Source organism: Arthrobacter sp. UYP4 (assembly GCF_057291175.1).
Window position 1 is genome coordinate 234,100 of sequence record NZ_JBXAVU010000004.1, and the last position, 18,192, is coordinate 252,291.

Below are 18,192 nucleotides of genomic sequence, written 5' to 3' on the forward strand. Positions count from 1 at the left end.
CTACGCGCCGGGGTGCTGGCTGCGGTAGATCTCCATCTGGCGATACCGGCGCTGGAGGCTGTCACGTCGGGGCGTGCTCTCCGCGTCCCGCGCCTCTGCCGTGAGGTCGATGTGCCGCTCGCCGTAGTGCCAGAGCAGCATGTCGTCGAGGAGCCGGTCGGGCCCGGGGGAGTACCGGTGGTCCAGCGCCTTGCGCACCGTGGTGATGGTGCCCGCCTGCAGGAGGGACACCAGTTCCAGGGTCGTCTTCAGACCGTGGGCCGCGAGGAGTTCCGCCGCCCAGCCCCAGTTGTCGTCAGACTTCCGGTCCACGTGCGGCAGGAGCGTCTGCCAGATGTCGCGGATGCGGTTGGGCGTCAGGGGGGCGCTGCCCTCACCCTCCTCGTCCCAGAAACCGGTCACGGTCTCGTAGCGCTCGTGGAGTTCGGCGAACGCCGACTCCACGGTCTCGAGCATGGCCGCCGTTCCGGTGAACTGCCGGTCGAAGTAGGGGCTCCATGCCTTCGGGTTGGACGCCTTGAACCGGATGTCGTGCTCGATCTCCGACCAGGCGTGCGCCAGCACGGTGCGTACCTGTACTTCGAACAGGTAGCTCCCGGCGGCCCTGGTGTCGGGGTCGACGGCCTGCTGGAAGGACCGGACGACCTCGCTGTGGATGGTCCGCATGATGAGGTGGCGGCTGGAGTAGCCGTACGTGCCGGATTCGATGGAGCCGATGTCCTTCTCGCGGTCGCCCCGGCAGTCGAACTCGTGGCGCTGCCGCTTGAGCAGGTTCGCGGCGAGGTCCACCTCGTGCGGAAGGGTGGTGATGATGCGTACACCCACCAGATCGGTGAGGTTGCGCAGCGGATCGGGGAACACGAGGACGGGCGGTGCACCGGCCTCGGGGGAGGGCAGGGTGCGGGAGGCCTTGTCACGGAAGGACTCGACGGTCTTGGTGCGCGCCGTGACGAAGAGCGGGTTCAGGTCCGTCCCGTCGAAGATCGCGGCGATGCTGTCGCGCATGGCGACCGTGACGCGGTCGAGGGCCGGCCGCACGCGCTCGTACTCACGCGTGTGCGCTTCGACGGCAGGCCGCAACCGCTCGTCGAGATCATCCCACGCGCCCATGAACCGTGCCTTTCCACGAAGAGTCTTCATCGTAGCCAACCGGGACGACGGTTAGGCTTCCCCTGTGGATCATCGAGGACACCCCGTGGGCCGGCGCTCCGTGCTCGCGCTGCTGACGGCCGCCGGTACGGGCGTCCTGGCCGCCTGCGGCATCAGGGCGGCAACCAGGGCCCGCGCCGCGGTGCCGCAGCGCTATCACTACGGCGGGCATCCGAGCCAGTTCGCTGACCTCTATCTGCCTGCCGCCGGGATGGCAGTGCGCGGCGTCGCCGTCATCATCCACGGTGGCTACTGGCGCTCCACCTACGGCGCGGAGCTCGGCGAGCCCCTCGCGCAGGACCTGGTGGGACGCGGTTACGCCTGCTGGAACCTCGAGTACCGACGGGCGGGCGACGGCGGGGGCTGGCCCGCCACCTTCGAGGACGTGGCCGCCGGTATCGACCACCTGGCCCGCGCGGCGGACGAGCACGGGCTGGACCTCGGCTCGACGACGGCGCTGGGACACTCCGCGGGCGGGCACCTCGCGGTGTGGGCGGCGGGGAGGGCCGCACTGCCGGCCGGGGCTCCCGGGGCCGGGACGCCCGGGGTGCCGCTGACCGCCGTCGTCAGCCAGGCCGGTGTGCTCGACCTCCGCGAGGCCCGCGAACTGGGGCTGGGCGACGGCGCCGTCGAGAACCTGCTGGGTGCACCCGACGACCCCGAGCGCTACCGGCTCGCGGACCCCATGACCGCCGTCCCGCTCGACGTCCCCGTCTACGCGGTGCACGGGGAGAAGGACACCACGGTGCCGCTCAGCCAGGCGGAGAGCTATGTGCGGGCGGCGACGGCAGCGGGCGCGACGGCGGGACTGTCCCTCGTGCCCGGCGACCATTTCGCCGTCATCACCCCGGGATCGAAGGACTGGGACCGCGTCGTCGAACTGCTCGACGACGCGGCCGCCTCCGGACTGCCCGCACCGGGCTGACCGGGGTCCGGGTCGCGGCGCTCCCTAGTTCAGGGGAAGCGTGCCCTCGGGCAGGGCGCCGCCGGCGAGCAGTTCGCGTGCGGAGTCCGCCAGCGCGGTCAGGGCGACGCGCTGGGTCCAGGGTCCGTAGGAGATCCGGGCGACGCCGAGTTCCTGCAGGCGGGACGGTGCGAGGCTGCCGGGTACGTTGATGACGCTGAGGCGCTGCGGGCCGAAGGCCTCCACGAGGGTGGTGACGGCCTGCTCGTCGAGCAGGCCGGGCACGAAGACCGTGGCGGCGCCGAGGTCGAGGTACGCCCTGCCCCGTTCGACGGCGTCGGCCAGGACGTCCGCGGGATCACGGTCTCCCCCCTTCACGAAGGCATCCGTCCGCGCATTCAGCACGAAGTCGACACCCTCCGACGTCCCGGCCCTCAGGACCGCCTCCATCTGCGTGATCGCGTCGGCCAGCGGTCGCATCTGGTCCTCGATGTTCGCGCCGACGATCCCGACGCCGATCGCCCTGCGGACCGTGTCCCCGGGGTCTCCGTAGCCGGCCTCGAGGTCGGCGGAGACCGGGAGGTCCGTCGCGGCGGCGATCCGCCCGACGACGGTGATCATCTCGTCGAGCGGGATGTTCTCGCCGTCCTCGTAGCCGAGCGACGCGGCGATGGAGTGGCTCGCCGTGGCGAGCGCCTTCGTGCCCGGGATACCGGCGATCGTCCTCGCGCTGATGACGTCCCAGACGTTGACGACCTGGAGGATCTCCGGGGCGGAGTGCAGCCGGGCGAGCGTGGTGGCCTTCGCGGCGGTATCGGTGCGTGTTTCGGTCATTGCCTTGCCTTCTGCGTGTGGGAGCTGATCCAGGCGGCTGCGCCGTCCATCTCGGTGGGGTGGATCCCGTGACCGCCCTCGCGGACGTTCCGGTCTACTTCGGCGCCGCGGCTCTCGAGGATCGAACCGACGCGGATCACGCTGTCGGTCGGGGCCATGGCATCCGCGGTCCCGTTGAACAGGGCGACCGCCGTGCCCGAGAGATCGGCCTCGATGGTCCGTCCTTCCAGCGGGTACATGCCGGAGAACGCGACGACGTCCGCGACCACGGCCGGGTGGAGCAGCGCGGCGGCGAGCGCGATGTTCGCACCGTTCGAGAAGCCCACCGCGACGAGCGGGCGGTCGGTGATGCCGTAGTGCTCCCGCGCCCAGTCGATGAATCCGGCGAGCTCGCCGGCGCGGCGGACGACGTCGTCGACGTCGAACACGCCCTCGCCGAAGCGCCGGAACCAGCGGTTCATGCCATGTTCCTGCACCGGTCCGCGCGGTGCGAGGTAGCCGGCGCCGGGCGCGAGGCGGTCGACGAGCGGAAGGAGGTCGTGCTCGGTGCCGCCCGTACCGTGCAGGAGCAGGAGCACCGGCGTGCCTGCTGCTCCTGCACCGAACAGGTGCGGCCACGGATGCGTGGTGGTCATGTCCGTACCTACTTCACGAAGGCCTGGATGGCCGGGTTGTTCTCCCCGGGCAGTTCGATCTTCGCCACGGCGGCGGAGATCGCCTCGCGGTTCGGCTCGAGCCACGGCGGCAGCTTCAGGGAGCGGCCCAGTTCCAGCAGCGGCTCGTCGATGTCGAAGCCCGGTGTGTCGGTCGCGATCTCGAGGAGGGTTCCACCGGGTTCGCGGAAGTAGATCGAGGTGAAGTACTGGCGGTCGAGGATGGCCGTGACGCCGTAGCCGCGCTCGGCGAGCTCCTGGCGCCAGAGTTCCTGCGTCTGCTGGTCGGGGACACGGAAGGCGATGTGGTGCACCGTGCCGCCGGCGACGAGCCCGCGTTCGCCGCGCGCATCGGTGACGACGTCGACCACGGTGCCGGGTTCACCGTCGTGCGTGCTCAGGCGGTAGCGGCCGTCCTTCTCGGCGAGGACGTTCATGCCGAGATCGCGCGTCAGCGTCTCGAGGGTGCGGGTGGGGTCCTGCACGGTCAGGACGGATGAGTGCTGGCCGCGGACGGCGTACTCGGCGGGGACGGACGCGGAGTCCCAGGGATTGCGGGGGTCCGAGACGGAGGAGGCGACGAGGTCGATCTGCAGGCCGTCGGGGTCGCGGAGCGAGAGGCGCTCCTCCTCGGAGGATGCGCGGGAGACGGTCGACTCCACGCCGAGGGCCTTGAAGTGCTCCTGCCACCAGCCGAGGGTGCCCTGCGGAACGGAGAACGCGGTGGTGGTGGACTGGCCGCTGCCGACGCGTCCGCTGCGGATGCCCTGCCAGGGGAAGAAGGTCAGGAGGGAACCGGGACGGCCGGCCTCGTCGCCGTAGTACAGGTGGTACGTGCCCGGATCGTCGAAGTTCACGGTCTTCTTGACGAGGCGCAGTCCCAGTCCCCTGATGTAGAAGTCGATGTTCCTCTGGGGATCACCGGCGATCGCGGTGACGTGATGAAGGCCTTCGGTTCGTGCAGTCACAGTGTCCTCCTTGGTAGCGACCGGTCCACATGCGCCGGTATGTCCATGCAAACGCATGTATATCGGTATTTGTTCCCTCCCGCACGGTCCGGCCCCGTACGCGGTAGGCAGCCTGCTGAGCGTCGTGTGTGTCCGGCGTCCTGTGTCATCCTGTGTGCATGGCAGCGAGAGAGCGGGTCCGGGGCTGGGTCCGCCGTACCGGCATCGAGGTGCTCGGGTGGACCCTCGTGGTGCTCGGAATCGCCGCCCTCGTGCTGCCCGGACCGGGGCTGCTGATGCTGGCCGCGGGCCTCGCCGTCCTCTCGCAGCAGTACCACTGGGCGCGCCGGTATCTGAAGCCCCTCAAGGAGAGCGCCTACCACGCCGCTGCGCTGGGGGTGAAGACGATCCCACGCATCGCGGCGAGCTGCCTCAGCGCCTTCGTGATCATGGGTCTCGGGGTCGTGTGGATCCTGCAACCCGGCGTTCCGTCCTGGTGGTTCCTCGAGGACAGGTGGTGGCTCTTCGGCGGGTCCGGTACAGGGGTCAGCCTCATCGCCTCGTCCCTGATAGCCCTCGCCCTCATCGCCTACAGCGTGCGGCGTTTCCGGGGGCGGCCGGTGCCGGTGAGGCGTTCACCCATCGGGCGGACGCCGAGTAGGGCCCACGTCCGGGGCGTCCCCGACAGGGAAGAGCCTCCGGCCGGGTGACGCACCGGGGCTGGTACGTTGAAGGTGTGCTCACCGTAATCGGGGAAACCCTCATCGACGAAGTCGTCAGCGACACCGCGTCCATGCGCGCCCACGTGGGCGGAAGCCCCATGAACGTGGCCGTCGGGCTCGCGCGGCTCGGCCACCCGGCGCAGTTCGTCGGCAGGTACGGCGACGACGAGTACGGCCGCATGATCCAGCAGCACCTCCGCGACAACTCGGTGCCCTTCCCGGTCGAAGCCGACGGCTCGCCCACCAGCGTCGCCACCGCGCGCCTCGACCCCGCAGGCGGCGCGGCGTACGACTTCCAGCTGGTCTGGGACCTGCCCGGCCTCGCCGGGCAGAAGGACAGGCTCCTCGACGGGACCACCCTCCTGCACACCGGTTCCATCGCGACCATGCTCGCCCCGGGGGCCGACGACGTCCTGGCGCTGGTGACGGCCGCGCACCCGCTCGCCACCGTCACCTACGACCCGAACTGCCGGCCGACCATCATCCGGGACGCGGCTTTCGCCCGGGACCAGGCCGAGAGGTTCGTGGGGCTCGCGGACGTCGTCAAGGCCTCCGACGAGGACCTCCAGTGGCTCTATCCCGATCGGACCCCCGAGGAGTCGGCGCGGGCCTGGCTGGAGGCCGGAGCCGCCGTCGTCGTCGTGACCCGCGGATCGAAGGGTCCGTGGGCGCTGTGCCGCGCGGGCCAGGTGTCCGTGCCCGCACCCCCGACGAGCGTCGTGGACACGGTGGGTGCCGGGGACTCCTTCATGGCGGCCCTCGTGGGATATCTCGTGGATCTCGAACTGGACGGCGCCCATCGCCGGGACGAGCTGCGCCGAATCAACCTCGGGCAGCTGACGGACCTGCTGCAGTACGCGGCCCGGGCCGCGGCCATCACCGTCTCCCGTGCGGGCGCCAATCCGCCCACCCGGGACGAGATGGCGCGCCGGGCCTGACCCGAACGAGCCATGACGACCTCCAGGAGCACACCGATGACCCGCGACCCCTACGCAGACCTTCCGCAGGTACCCGAGTTCGAGCTGACCAGCGAGGACATCACGCATCAGGAGCCGCTCGGCGCCGCGCAGGCATCCGGGGTCATGGGGGCCGGCGGCAGGGACGAATCCCCGCAGCTGGGCTGGAGCGGCTTCCCGGACGGCACCAGGAGCTTCGCGGTGACGGTCTACGACCCGGATGCGCCGACGGCCAGCGGATTCTGGCACTGGGCTGTCGCCGACCTGCCGGTCACCACCACGTCGCTGCCCGCCGGGGCCGGCACGGAGGGCTCCGGACTGCTCCCGGACGGTGCGGTGCAGCTCCGGAACGACGCCGGATTCGCCGGCTTCATCGGCGCCGCCCCGCCCGAGGGCCATGGCCCGCACCACTACCACGTCGTGGTGCACGCCGTGGACGTCGAGTCGCTGGGCGTCCCCGCGGACGCCACGCCCGCCTCGCTCGGGTTCGCCCTGTTCTCGCACACTTTCGGCCGCGCCCGGCTGATCGGCACGTTCGAGCAGTAGCCGTGGCCATCCGGCGGGTGGCCCCCGCGCCGCCGGTAGGGTGGGAGTCCAGGAAACGAAGGAGTCAGCGATGCGCCTCGTGGCGAGCGACATGGACGGGACCATCATCGGTCACGACGGCAGGATGAGCGAACGGACGGTCCGGGCGTTCCGCGCGTGCGTCGAGGCCGGGGTCGACGTCGTGTTCGTCACGGGCCGCCCGCCGCGCTGGCTGCAGCCGCTCCGGGACCAGCTCGGCCACACCGGGACGGTCATCTGCTCGAACGGCGCCCTGACGTACGACCTCGAGGCGGAGCGCGTCCTCGACGCGAAGCTCCTGAAGCCCGAGGACGTCTTCGCCGCACGCGACATCATCCGGGGGCTCTTCCCGGCGGCGACCTTCGCGGCCGAGACGGTGTCCGGCTTCCACCTCGAGCCGGGTTTCGGCGACGCCGCCACCTCCGAGCTGCTCGGCGGGATCACCGCCCAGCCGTTCGAGGAGTCCCTGCCGGGCGAGGACGTCGTCAAGTTCCTCTCCCGGGAGCGGGACGTCTCACCCGACGACTTCCTGGCGGCCGTCCGCCCCGCCGTCGCCCACCTCGTCTCGACGACGCACTCCGCTCCCACCATCGCGCTGCTCGAGATGGCGGTGCCGCACATCGACAAGTCCGTGACGCTCGCCGGCTACGCCGCGGCGCGGGGCATCGATGCCGCCGACGTCGTGGCGTTCGGCGACATGCCCAACGATGTCCAGATGCTCGGCTGGGCGGGGCAGGGGTATGCCATGGCCTCCGGGCACCCCGACGCCCTCGCCGCCGCGAACCTCGTGGCGCCTCCGTTCGACGAGGACGGCGTGGCACAGGTGCTGGAGGAACGGCTTGCGGCGCTTCGCACGGCCTGACGCGGGCCGCTTCCCCTATCTCGACAACCGGTCCGGCCTGCGACCGGGCAGCCTCCCGCTCGCGCTGTCCCACCGCGGTTTCGCGCCCGACGGCGGGGAGAACACGATGGCCGCCTTCCAACGCGCCGTGGACCTCGGCTTCGGCTATCTCGAGATCGACGTCCGCGCCTCGAGCGACGGCGTGGTGATGGTCTTCCACGACGGGGACCTCGACCGGGTGGCCGGCGTCGGCGGCCCGATCGCGGCGCGCACGGCGCTGGATCTGGGGGCGTTGTCCATCGGGGGACACGGCGGCATCCCGACCCTCGAGGCCGTCCTGGTCCGGTGGCCCCGGCTGCGCCTGAACATCGACGTGAAGAGCGATGACTGCGTGCGACCCTTCGCCGAGCTCGTCAACCGTCTGGGGGTCCATGACCGCGTGCTGGTGGCGTCCTTCTCCGACCGTCGGCGGCTCGCGGTGCTGCGCCTGCTCGGGAGGCCGACGGCGTCCTCCGCCGGCATGGCGGTCAACACCCTGGTGAAGCTGCTCGCACCGTTCGGGCTGGCCGGTGCGGTCGCGCGCATCGCGCGGGTGCAGGCGCTGCAGGTCCCCGAGACGTACCGCGGCGTGCGCGTCGTGACGGGCCGCTTCCTCCGCGCCTGCCGGGCGGGCGGGCTGCAGGTCCACGTCTGGACCGTCAACGAGCGCACGGAGATGGACCGGCTGCTGGATCTCGGCGCCGACGGCCTCGTGTCCGACGCCGCCGATGTCCTCGCCGCGTGCATGGCCGCTCGGTCCGCCTGGCCCCAGGGGCGTCCGGCCTGACGTGCAGGAGCCCGGTCGCGGCCACACCCGCAACCGGGCTCCTTCGGTATCGGTGCGCCGGCCGGGGGATCGCGCCCTGCCGGTCCACCGAGTCTGGTGGGTGCGGGCAGCTACTCGCTGCCCGTCTACATCATTCTTTACATCGTTGTAGAACACTCCCTCGGCTCCGTGGTGACCGTCAAGGAGGGAGCCCTAGGACGCCGTACCGGCGGCCAGCACAGGATCGGTCAGGGTCCGCAGGTAGTGCAGGGCGGCGGGTGCGTAGGTGCGCATCGAGTCGTCGTCGGCGTACACGAGCAGGCGCAGCCACGAACCGTACCGGTGCACCCCGGCCAGGGCCAGGGCGGGCTCGACGGCGGCCCGCAGCTCCGGCAGGGGAGCGTAGCCGGTCCACCGCTCGAGATAGGCGGTGACCACTGCCTGGAGGCGAGGATCGTCCGGCGTCGTGCGCCATTGTTCGCGCATCCGGGTGAGCGGCACGAGCAACGCGCTGAAGGGATGCGCCCAGTAGGAGTCCGCGAAGTCGAAGAACCGCAGCGGCCCGGTGCTGGTCCCGGGCAGGAAGCAGTTCCGCGGATGCAGGTCGTTGTGGTCGAGGGAGAGGGGGACGGCGACGCTGCGCAGGACCTCGACCGCCTGGTGGATGGCCGGCAGGCGCCCGACGACGTCGTCCGCCTCCTCCGCGGACAGGTACAGCGGATGTCCGGCCGGCAGGCCCGTGTGGAGCAGGAGCTGGTTCTCGACGAAGTTGGCGGCGACGTCCGGGTTCATGAGGACCAGGCCAGCCTGCGAGAGCCGCTCGCCGTGCGGCGCGAGGAGCTGTTGCAGGTCGGCGAAGTCGCCCGTGATGCGGGCCCAGACGGAAGGGTCGTCGGAGCCCAGGGTGTCCAGGGTCGCGCCGTGGTCGGCGGTAAGCATCCAGCCCCTGGACGGTTCGATGGCCAGGGGCGCCGCGACGTGGTCCGGGGCGAGCTCACCCAGCAGCGACAGGACGGACGCCTCTGTGAGCTGCCCGAGGTTGTTCTCCTTGAACCACAGTGTCCCGTGGTCCGTGGGTACGGTCAGCTGGGTCGACCAGAAGCGGATGCGCGGCTGCTCCGTCGGTCCCAGCCGCGTGACACCGAAGTTCTCGAGCACGAGGTCGATCCACTGTTCGGCCTGCTGCCGCCACTCGGGGGAGGCCCAGACCTCGCGGGGAGACGTCATCGGACGCTGCGGATGATGGAGGAACGGAGCATGGACCTCATTCTCGCATCGCCCGGGAGTCAGCCGAGCTTGGAGGGCCTGCTGCCGTGGTCGCTGGATTCGAGGTCGTCCGGACCCGCGACGTGCTCGCTGCCGCGGGCGCGGGCGATCGCCGTCATGCCGTGGAAGATGAGGAGCGCCGCGGCGGTCCCGAGGGCGATCCCGGCGAAGGTGAGATCACCGATCGTCCAGGTGAAGTCCGCGATGCCGATGACCAGGGCGACCCCTGCCGTGGACAGGTTGATCGGGTTGGAGAAGTTGACCTGGTTCTGCACCCAGATCCGGACGCCGAGGATGCCGATCATGCCGTAGAGCACCACGCCCGCACCGCCGAGCACGCCGGCGGGGACCGTGGCGATCAGGGCGCCGAACTTCGGGAACAGGCTCAGGAGGATCGCGACGATGCCGGCTACCCAGTAGGCGGCCGTCGAATAGACACGCGACGCCGCCATGACACCGATGTTCTCGGCGTACGTGGTGGTGCCCGAACCGCCGCCGGCACCGGCGATCATGGTGGCCAGGCCGTCCGCCATCAGGGCCCGCCCGGTCAGGGGATCCAGGTCCCGGTCGGTCATCGCGGCCACGGATTTCACGTGGCCGATGTTCTCGGCCACGAGCACGAGCACCACGGGCACGAAGAGGCCGACGACGGACAGGTGGAACTCCGGCGCCGCGAAGTCCGGCAGGCCGACCCAGGCCGCGTCCCGGATCGCCGCGAAGTCGACCTCGCCCCGGATCATGGCGACGACGTAGCCGGCGAGGACGCCGACGAGGATGGAGAGCCGGCCGAGGATGCCCTTGAAGAGCACCGTGACCAGCAGGATCGCGATCACCGTCACGAGGGCGGTGAGCGGAGCCTGCTCGAAGCTCGACTTGGCCGTCGGCGCGAGGTTGAGGCCGATCAGGGCCACGATGGCACCCGTCACGATCGGGGGCATGGCCACCTGGATCCAGCGTGCGCCGGCGGTGTGGACGATGAACCCGATGATCGCCAGGGCCGCACCGGCCATGATGATGCCGCCGAGGGCGCCGGCCGCGCCGTGCTGCGTCTGCGCGGCGGCGATCGGTGCGATGAAGGCGAAGCTCGAACCGAGGTAGCTCGGCACCTTCCCGGCCGTGATGATCAGGAACAGGATCGTCCCGATCCCCGAGAACAGCAGTGTGGTCGACGGCGGGAATCCGGTGATGAGCGGGACGAGGAAGGTCGCGCCGAACATCGCCACGACGTGCTGCGCCCCGATGCCGATGGTCCTGGGCCAGCTGAGGCGTTCCTCGGGCGCGACGAACCCGCCCGCGGTCACGTTCCTGCCGTCCCCGTGGAGGGTCCAGCCGATTCCTCGTGCGCTCATGGGTATGCCTTCCGGGGATGGTCGAGGGGTTCCGGGAAATCCTATCCGCAGCACGTGACCGGGATGTTACGTTGCTTGGAATCGAGGGAAGGGCAGAGGGATGGTATCTCCGATCCGGGGACGCACCGTACTGGTCACGGGCGCGGGCAGGGGCATGGGCAGGCTCTACGCCGAACGGGCGGCCAGGGAGGGAGCGGCCGCCGTCGTCCTCTGGGACGTCGACGGGCGAGCACTCGAGGAGGTGGTCGCCGGCCTGGCATCGACCACGGCGACCGTGCACAGCTACGTGGTCGACGTCGCGTCGGTGGAGTCGATCCGGTCGGCGGCCGATGCCGTCCTCGGCGACGTCGGCGTGCCGGACGTCCTCGTGAACAACGCCGGGATCGTCCGCGGGAAGTACTTCTGGGAACACGACCACGCCGCGGACATCGACCTCACGCTGCGGGTGAACACCGCGGGGCCCATGCATGTCACGCGCGCGTTCCTCCCGGCGATGATGCAGCGCGGCACGCCCGCGAGGATCCTCAACGTGGCCTCGGCCTCCGGGACCCTCGCCGTGCCCCGCATGAGCGTGTATGCGGCGTCGAAATGGGCCGTGATCGGCTGGAGCGATTCCCTGCGCCTCGAACTGGCATCGACCGGTTCCCCGATCACCGTCACCACGCTCATCCCCAGCTACATCAGGACCGGCATGTTCGAGGGAGCCCGCGGCCCCCTGATGACTCCGCTGATGGAACCGGACCATGTGGTGGACAGGGCCTGGCGGGGGATGCTCGCCGGCAGGGCACGCGTCCAGCTGCCGTGGACCGTGCAGCTCGCCGGCACCCTCCGCAACGTCCTGCCGCAGCCCGTGTGGGACGTCGTCGCGGGGCGCGTCTTCCGGGTGTACAGCTCGATGGAGCACTTCACGGGACGCCCCGGTGCTCCCGCCGACCAGAAGGAAGGCGACGCATGAACGCCGCAGGGCTTCTCGCCGACCAGCGCCGGTACTTCGGGACGGGGGTGACCCGTGCCGCCGGGTGGCGGCGCGAGCAGCTGCGTGCGCTCCTCCGGCTGCTGGCCGAACGCGAGGACGAGCTGACGGGCGCCCTGGAGGAGGATCTCGGCAAGAGCCGGACGGAAGGCTTCCTCTCAGAGGTCGTCGTGGTCCGGGCGGAAGCGCGCTACGCCCTCCGGCACCTGGACCGCTGGATGGCACCGGAGCGGATCCCCGTCCCGGGCGGGCTGCAGCCGGGCCGCGCCTGGTCGCAGGCCCGCCCGCTCGGCGTCGTCCTGATCATCGGGCCCTGGAACTATCCGCTGAATCTCGTGCTGGCGCCGCTCGTCGGGGCGCTCGCGGCCGGCAACGCGGCGGTGCTCAAACCCAGCGAGCTCGCGCCCGCGACCTCCCGGGTGCTCGCGCGCCTCGTGCCGGAGTACCTGGACCGGGAGGCCGTCGCCGTCGTCCAGGGGGGAGCCGAGGTGAGCACCGACCTGCTCGCCCAGCCGTTCGACCACGTGTTCTACACGGGCGGAGAGCGCGTGGGGAAGATCGTGATGAAGGCCGCGGCCGAGCACCTCACGCCGGTGACGCTCGAGCTGGGCGGCAAGTCGCCGGCCGTCGTCGTGGGCGGGGACCTGCGCACCGCCGCCCGCCGCATCGCCCACGGGAAGTTCCTCAACGCCGCCCAGACGTGTGTGGCGCCCGACTACGTCCTGACCACACCGGCCGCCGCGCCGATCCTCGCCGATGCGCTCGCGACAGCCGTCCGGGACTTCTACGGCAGCGATCCGAGCACCTCGGGCGACTACGGCCGGATCATCAACGAGCACCACTTCGACCGTCTCGTGGGCCTGCTGGACGGGGGCACCGTGGTCTCCGGCGGTCGCCACGAGCGCACGGAGCGGTACATCGAGCCGACCGTCCTGCGCGATGTCGATCCGGGCTCCGCGCTCATGCAGGAGGAGATCTTCGGCCCGCTGCTGCCGATCCTCGAGGTCGGGGACCTGGACGAGGCGATCCGGTTCATCGGCGCACGGCCCCACCCCCTGGCCGCCTACCTGTTCAGCGACCGCGAGGAACACCTGCGCGAGTTCACGGACCGGGTGCAGGCGGGCGGGCTGGCCCACAACGCCTGCACCATCCAGCTCGCGGTGCCGGGCCTGCCGTTCGGGGGAGTGGGCGCGAGCGGCACCGGCAGCTACCACGGACGTCAGTCGTTCCTGACCTTCAGCCATGTGCAGCCGGTGTTCTCCAAGCCCACCCGCATGGACACGCTGCGCCTCGCGTATCCACCCTTCGGGCCGATCAAGAGGAGGCTGCTGCGCAGGCTCCTCTGAGTCCCGTCAGCTGATGACGCCGTCCACCAGGGCCTTCGCCTCGGCCTGCACCTGCTTCAGGTGCTCCTCGCCCCGGAAGGACTCCGCGTAGATCTTGTAGACGTCCTCGGTGCCCGACGGGCGCGCGGCGAACCACGCGTTCTCGGTGGTGACCTTCAGGCCGCCCACGGGGGCGCCGTTGCCCGGTGCCTCCGTCAGGCGGGCGGTGATCTCCTCGCCGGCGAGGGTCGTGGCGGTGACGTCCGAGGGCGAGAGCCTGCCCAGGGCCGCCTTCTGCTCGCGGGTCGCTGCGGCGTCGATCCGCGCGTAGACGGGTGCGCCGAACCGCTCGGTCAGCCCGGTGTAGTGCTGCGACGGGGTCTTCCCGGTGACGGCGGTGATCTCCGAGGCCAGGAGGGCCAGCAGGATGCCGTCCTTGTCGGTGCTCCAGGGCGTGCCGTCGTGGCGCAGGAAGGACGCGCCGGCGGACTCCTCGCCACCGAAGGCGAGGTCGCCGGTCAGCAGTCCGGGCACGAACCATTTGAAGCCCACGGGGACCTCCTGCAGCACGCGACCGAGGTCGAGGGCGACGCGGTCGATGATCGACGACGACACGAGGGTCTTGCCGATCACGGCGTCGGCACGCCAGTTGGGACGGTTGGCGTAGAGGTACTGGATGGCGACCGCGAGGTAGTGGTTCGGGTTCATGAGGCCGGCGTCCGGGGTGACGATGCCGTGGCGGTCCGCGTCGGCGTCGTTGCCCGTGGCGATGTCGAACTCGGCGGCCCGTCCGATGAGCGACGCCATGGCCGACGGCGACGAGCAGTCCATGCGGATCTTCTCGTCCCAGTCCAGGGTCATGAACGCCCACTGCGGATCGACGGTCGGGTTGACCACGGTGAGGTTGAGGTTGTGCCGCTCGCCGATGGCACCCCAGTAGTCGACGGACGCACCGCCCATCGGGTCCGCGCCGATGTGGACGTTCGCGGACCGGATGGCATCGAGGTTCAGGACCGAGGGGAGGTCGTCGATGTACTGCTGCAGGAAGTCGTAGCTGCCGATGCCCTCGGCGGTGCGGGCCTGTGCGATCGGCAGGCGCCGGACGTCCCGCAGTCCACCCTCGAGCAGGTCGTTGGCGCGGTTCGCGATCCAGGTCGTGGCATCGGAGTCGGCGGGACCGCCGTGCGGCGGGTTGTACTTGAAGCCGCCGTCGCCCGGGGGGTTGTGCGATGGCGTGATGACGATGCCGTCCGCCTGCTCGACCTTGGCCGCGTTGTAGGTGAGGATGGCGTGGGACACGGCGGGGGTGGGTGTGTAGGCGCCGCGGGCGTCGACGAGGACCGTGACCCCGTTGGCCGCGAGGACCTCGAGGGCGGTGTTCTGCGCCGGCTCCGAGAGCGCGTGCGTGTCCTTGCCCATGAAGAGGGGCCCGGTGATGCCCTGACCGGCGCGGTACTCGACGATCGCCTGGGTGATCGCCGCGATGTGAACCTCGTTGAAGGACGACTTCAGGGACGAACCGCGGTGGCCCGAGGTGCCGAAGGCCACCCGCTGCGCAGGGTCCTGGAGGTCGGGTTCGACGTCGAAGTACGCGTCGAGGAGCTTGGTCACGTCGACGAGGTCGCTGGGAAGGGCAACAGTGCCCGCTCGGTTAGCCATGGCCCCAGCATGCCAAAGAACTCGTCCGATTACACCCGTCGGCGGGTGCATGACGGGTGTAATGACGGACGTGGCCCACGGGTTGCCCGCATGCCGATCATCAGTAAGCTGAGTATCAGCACCCAGCCAGGGGGCAGACGCATTCCGGAAGGTATCACCATGAGCGAGAATTCCAGTGACAACCCAGCCGCCGACCCCGAGGAGCAGGGCGCGGAGGAGGCCGGCACGCTCGAGGAGCAGACCGCGGGCGGCTACGGCGGGCCCGGCACCGAGGATGAGATCGCTCCGGACTTCGAGGCGGACAACGACGGCGGCTCCGGCGACTGACACCCGTCGGTCGGCCCCGGAGCGGGGCTCGACCGCCCGCTAGGGTGGACGGGTGACCACGCCAGCGCAGCAGCGCCCGCTCAAGATCGTCCTCGCACCCGATTCCCTCAAGGGCAGCCTTCCCGCAGCGGAGGCTGCCCTCGCCATGTCCGCGGGGGTCCGGGCGGCGGCGTCCCGGCTCGGCCATCCCGTACCGCACGTGGTCCTGGCGCCGCTCGCCGACGGCGGCGAAGGGACCCTCGACGCGCTCCTCACGGCCTGGTCCGCCGAGGCGCGGACCGCCGCCTGCCACGACGCGGCCGGCCGGACGCGCACCGCACGCTACGGCATCTCGAGGGCAGGAGGCCCGGGGGACGCGCCGGTGCGGGGCGTCCTGGAGGCTGCGGAGGCCAACGGCCTGCCCCTCGTCGCCGATCTCCCCCTCGATGCGCTCACGGCCACCAGTTTCGGCGTCGGGGAGATCGCGGCGCAACTGCTCGACGACGGCGCGGAGGAGATCCTGCTCTGCATCGGCGGCTCCGCGACGACGGACGGCGGGACGGGTCTGCTCTCCGCCCTCGGTGCCCGCTTCCTCGACGCCGACGGTGATCCCCTGCTGCCGGGCGGAGGAGCGCTCGCGGCCCTGGCGACCATCGACACCGCCCACCTCCATCCGCGCTCCCGCGAGGTCCGCTGGCGCATCGCGGTCGACGTCGACAATCCCCTGTGCGGACGCCGCGGTGCCGCAGCCGTCTTCGGTCCGCAGAAGGGCGCGACGCCGGACGACGTCGCCGTCCTCGACCATGGCCTGGCGCACCTGGCCGCCGTCGTGGGCGCGGTGTCCGGCGTCGACATGCTCGAGGTCCCCGGTGCGGGAGCGGCCGGCGGCCTGCCCGCGGTGCTCGTCCCGTTGCTGGGCGCGGAGATCGTCCCCGGGTCCGCCCTGGTGGCCGACGCCGTCGGTCTGGCCGGCGCGCTCGCGGATGCCGATCTGGTCCTGACGGGTGAGGGGTCCTTCGACTCCCAGTCACTGGGCGGCAAGGTGGTGCAGGCCGTGGTGGAGAACGCCCCGGCGAGCTGCGCCGTCGTCGCCGTCGCGGGGCGCGTGCAGCTCACGGCGGCCCAGGTGCAGGACGCCGGGCTGGCGGGGGCGTTCTCCATCGCGACCGGTCCCATGGTGCTCGACGAGCTGATCCGGGATGCCGGGATGCTGATGGAGGACGCGGCCGCGCAGGTCTACGGCGTCTTCGCGGCCGGTCGGGGCTAGAGCCTGATCTCGCGCTTGAGGATCTTGCCGGTGGGTCCCTTCGGCAGGGCGTCGACCAGCACCACGCGGCGCGGGTACTTGTAGGCGGCGACCCGGTCCTTCGCGAAGTCGACGATCTCGGCCGCGAGCGCCTCGCGGGCGCCGTCGTCGGCCGGGGCGTGTTCGGCCTTGATGCCGACGACCGCCACGATCTCCTCGCCGTGCAGGTCGTCCGGCACGCCGATCACGGCGGCTTCCGCCACGGCGGGGTGCTCGTACAGCACCTCCTCCACCTCGCGCGGATAGATGTTGTAGCCCCCGCGGAGGATCACGTCCTTCTTGCGGTCCACGATGAAGAGAAGGCCGTCCTCGTCCACGCGGGCCAGGTCGCCGGTGCGGAACCAGCCGTCCGGGATGGCCGCCTCCGTGGCGGCCGGGTTCTCCCAGTAGCCCTTCATGACGCAGTGACCGCGCACGGCGAGCTCGCCGACGTCGCCCTGCGCCACCTCGTCGCCCATGGGGTCGAGCATCCGCACCTCGACGCCCTCCACGGGCGTGCCGATGGAGCCGGGTTTGCGCAGGTGCCCCACCCGGTTGAAGCTGACGATCGGGGAGGTCTCCGACAGTCCGTAGCCCTCCAGGAGGTCTGCACCGAAGACACGCTCGAACTCGTGCAGCACCTCCACCGGCAGCGCCGATCCGCCGGAGACGGCCACGCGGACCGAGGAGAGGTCGGTGTCCGTGACACCCGGGTGGCGCAGCATCGCGATGTACATGGTGGGGACGCCCTCGAAGATCGTCACCCGGTCGCGGGCGATGATCTCGAGCGCCTTCCCGGGCTCGAAGCGCGGCAGGAGCGTCACCGTGGCCCCGGTGAGGACGGCGGCGTTGAGCGCGCAGGTCTGCCCGAAGATGTGGAAGAACGGCAGTCCGCCGAAGAGCACCTCGCCCTCGGCGGTACCCATGAGGTCGCGGGAGATCTCGGTGTTGCGGGAGAGGTTGGTGTGGGAGAGGGTGGCTCCCTTGGGGCGGCCGGTGGTGCCGGAGGTGTAGAGGACCACGGCGGTCTCCTCGCCGTCCAGGTCGACGACGCCGGGGGTGGGCTCGGCGCCGGACACCTGCTGCATGAACGTGGTGCTGTCCACGGGGATCACGCTCACGGGATCGCCGGTCTCGGTGCCGGAGGCCTCGGCGCCGGCCTGCGCCTCGGCGAGGATGCCCTCCCAGGCGAAGACGAGCCGGGCGCCGGAGTTCGTCAGGTGATAGGCGACCTCGCGGCCCTTGAGGAGCGGATTGAGGGGCACGACCACGGCGCCCGCCCGCAGGACCCCGTAGTAGACGAATGCCATCTGGGGAATATTGGGCATGATGAGCGCCACGCGGTCCCCACGCTGCACGCCGTGCCCGGCGAGCAGCGTCGCCACCTTCTGGCTGAGTACCTCGAGCGCCCCGAAGGTGACCTCGACGTCGTCGAGCTTGATGGCCACGGCCGAGGGGCTCCTCGTCGCGGTGGCCACGAGGTTGTTGGCGAGGTTCGGCACGCGATCTCCTTTGATCTCCAAGCACGATGCTGCAACGGACGGTACGGGAGTTACCGGTCGGTAGAAGTCTGGGCGATGGGCGCTTCGCATGCAACAGGACCCGCCCGCAGGTGCCGGGCGGGTCCTGTTCATGCCGGGGGCCGCACCGGCCT

The 18,192-nt window shown here is 71.0% G+C and carries 18 protein-coding genes; 10 read left to right on the forward strand and 8 right to left on the reverse strand.

Going from position 1 to position 18,192, the window contains the following annotated elements:
• Window positions 1-1,110: a GTP pyrophosphokinase gene (locus AC0Z9V_RS15110; RefSeq protein WP_133080056.1), complete on the reverse strand. Its 1,110-nt coding sequence runs from the start codon at window positions 1,108-1,110 to the stop codon at window positions 1-3.
• Between the two features lie 151 nt (window positions 1,111-1,261).
• Between AC0Z9V_RS15110 and AC0Z9V_RS15115 the strand changes: the two genes are divergently transcribed.
• A complete protein-coding gene (locus AC0Z9V_RS15115; RefSeq protein ID WP_485142060.1) occupies window positions 1,262-2,074 on the forward strand; it encodes a prolyl oligopeptidase family serine peptidase in 813 nt (270 codons plus the stop codon).
• A 24-nt stretch (window positions 2,075-2,098) separates the two neighbouring features.
• On the opposite strand, the gene AC0Z9V_RS15120 is transcribed toward AC0Z9V_RS15115, so the two are convergent.
• From AC0Z9V_RS15120 to AC0Z9V_RS15130, 3 genes are read right to left on the reverse strand one after another with little or no spacing between them, the layout of a single operon-like run.
• Window positions 2,099-2,887: an isocitrate lyase/PEP mutase family protein gene (locus tag AC0Z9V_RS15120; protein ID WP_485141996.1), complete on the reverse strand. Its 789-nt coding sequence runs from the start codon at window positions 2,885-2,887 to the stop codon at window positions 2,099-2,101.
• Window positions 2,884-3,522, reverse strand: coding sequence for an alpha/beta hydrolase (locus AC0Z9V_RS15125; RefSeq protein ID WP_485141997.1), 639 nt, complete (start codon window positions 3,520-3,522; stop codon window positions 2,884-2,886). Before AC0Z9V_RS15125 ends, AC0Z9V_RS15120 begins: the two co-directional genes overlap by 4 nt.
• A gap of 8 nt (window positions 3,523-3,530) precedes the next feature.
• The gene (locus tag AC0Z9V_RS15130) at window positions 3,531-4,508 is read right to left on the reverse strand and encodes a ring-cleaving dioxygenase (RefSeq protein WP_459268437.1); all 978 of its coding nucleotides are present in this window, start codon (window positions 4,506-4,508) and stop codon (window positions 3,531-3,533) included.
• A 158-nt stretch (window positions 4,509-4,666) separates the two neighbouring features.
• Here AC0Z9V_RS15130 and AC0Z9V_RS15135 point away from each other — a divergent pair, with 158 nt between their 5' ends.
• The 5 genes from AC0Z9V_RS15135 to AC0Z9V_RS15155 all read left to right on the forward strand — a co-directional run bounded on the left by AC0Z9V_RS15135 (window position 4,667) and on the right by AC0Z9V_RS15155 (window position 8,396).
• Window positions 4,667-5,197 (forward strand): PGPGW domain-containing protein, encoded by a 531-nt coding sequence (locus AC0Z9V_RS15135; RefSeq protein WP_485141998.1) that lies wholly within the window; start codon window positions 4,667-4,669, stop codon window positions 5,195-5,197.
• Window positions 5,198-5,223: 26 nt separating this feature from the next.
• Entirely contained in the window at window positions 5,224-6,147 is a 924-nt protein-coding gene (locus AC0Z9V_RS15140; protein ID WP_208740337.1) for a carbohydrate kinase family protein, read from the forward strand.
• A gap of 36 nt (window positions 6,148-6,183) precedes the next feature.
• Window positions 6,184-6,711, forward strand: a complete 528-nt coding sequence (locus AC0Z9V_RS15145; protein WP_485141999.1) for a YbhB/YbcL family Raf kinase inhibitor-like protein — start codon at window positions 6,184-6,186, stop codon at window positions 6,709-6,711.
• 70 nt (window positions 6,712-6,781) lie between these two features.
• The gene (locus tag AC0Z9V_RS15150) at window positions 6,782-7,591 is read left to right on the forward strand and encodes an HAD family hydrolase (protein ID WP_133080063.1); all 810 of its coding nucleotides are present in this window, start codon (window positions 6,782-6,784) and stop codon (window positions 7,589-7,591) included.
• A complete protein-coding gene (locus AC0Z9V_RS15155) occupies window positions 7,569-8,396 on the forward strand; it encodes a glycerophosphodiester phosphodiesterase family protein (RefSeq protein ID WP_485142000.1) in 828 nt (275 codons plus the stop codon). The genes AC0Z9V_RS15150 and AC0Z9V_RS15155 overlap by 23 nt, the downstream gene beginning before the upstream one ends.
• 192 nt (window positions 8,397-8,588) lie before the next feature.
• Here the strand turns inward: AC0Z9V_RS15155 and AC0Z9V_RS15160 are convergent, their stop codons facing one another.
• Window positions 8,589-9,602 (reverse strand): phosphotransferase family protein, encoded by a 1,014-nt coding sequence (locus AC0Z9V_RS15160; RefSeq protein WP_485142001.1) that lies wholly within the window; start codon window positions 9,600-9,602, stop codon window positions 8,589-8,591.
• Between the two features lie 59 nt (window positions 9,603-9,661).
• Complete coding sequence (locus AC0Z9V_RS15165; protein WP_133080065.1) at window positions 9,662-10,990, reverse strand: solute carrier family 23 protein; 1,329 nt, start codon at window positions 10,988-10,990, stop codon at window positions 9,662-9,664.
• A 100-nt stretch (window positions 10,991-11,090) separates the two neighbouring features.
• Between AC0Z9V_RS15165 and AC0Z9V_RS15170 the strand changes: the two genes are divergently transcribed.
• On the forward strand, window positions 11,091-11,945 hold the full coding sequence (locus AC0Z9V_RS15170; protein WP_133080066.1) for an SDR family NAD(P)-dependent oxidoreductase: 855 nt from the start codon (window positions 11,091-11,093) through the stop codon (window positions 11,943-11,945).
• Window positions 11,942-13,309, forward strand: coding sequence for an aldehyde dehydrogenase family protein (locus AC0Z9V_RS15175; protein ID WP_485142002.1), 1,368 nt, complete (start codon window positions 11,942-11,944; stop codon window positions 13,307-13,309). The genes AC0Z9V_RS15170 and AC0Z9V_RS15175 overlap by 4 nt, the downstream gene beginning before the upstream one ends.
• Window positions 13,310-13,315: 6 nt before the next feature.
• On the opposite strand, the gene pgm is transcribed toward AC0Z9V_RS15175, so the two are convergent.
• Window positions 13,316-14,947, reverse strand: coding sequence for a phosphoglucomutase (alpha-D-glucose-1,6-bisphosphate-dependent) (gene pgm, locus AC0Z9V_RS15180; protein WP_133080068.1), 1,632 nt, complete (start codon window positions 14,945-14,947; stop codon window positions 13,316-13,318).
• 159 nt (window positions 14,948-15,106) lie between these two features.
• Between pgm and AC0Z9V_RS15185 the strand changes: the two genes are divergently transcribed.
• Together AC0Z9V_RS15185 and AC0Z9V_RS15190 are read left to right on the forward strand one after the other, a co-directional pair.
• Entirely contained in the window at window positions 15,107-15,274 is a 168-nt protein-coding gene (locus tag AC0Z9V_RS15185) for a hypothetical protein (protein ID WP_459288856.1), read from the forward strand.
• A 52-nt stretch (window positions 15,275-15,326) separates the two neighbouring features.
• Complete coding sequence (locus AC0Z9V_RS15190) at window positions 15,327-16,520, forward strand: glycerate kinase (RefSeq protein ID WP_485142003.1); 1,194 nt, start codon at window positions 15,327-15,329, stop codon at window positions 16,518-16,520.
• Here the strand turns inward: AC0Z9V_RS15190 and AC0Z9V_RS15195 are convergent.
• Window positions 16,517-18,040 carry a long-chain-fatty-acid--CoA ligase gene (locus AC0Z9V_RS15195; RefSeq protein WP_485142004.1) on the reverse strand — a complete coding sequence of 508 codons (1,524 nt, stop codon included), beginning with the start codon at window positions 18,038-18,040 and terminating at the stop codon, window positions 16,517-16,519. The two genes, AC0Z9V_RS15190 and AC0Z9V_RS15195, sit on opposite strands and share 4 nt — an antisense overlap.
• Window positions 18,041-18,192 lie beyond the last annotated feature (152 nt).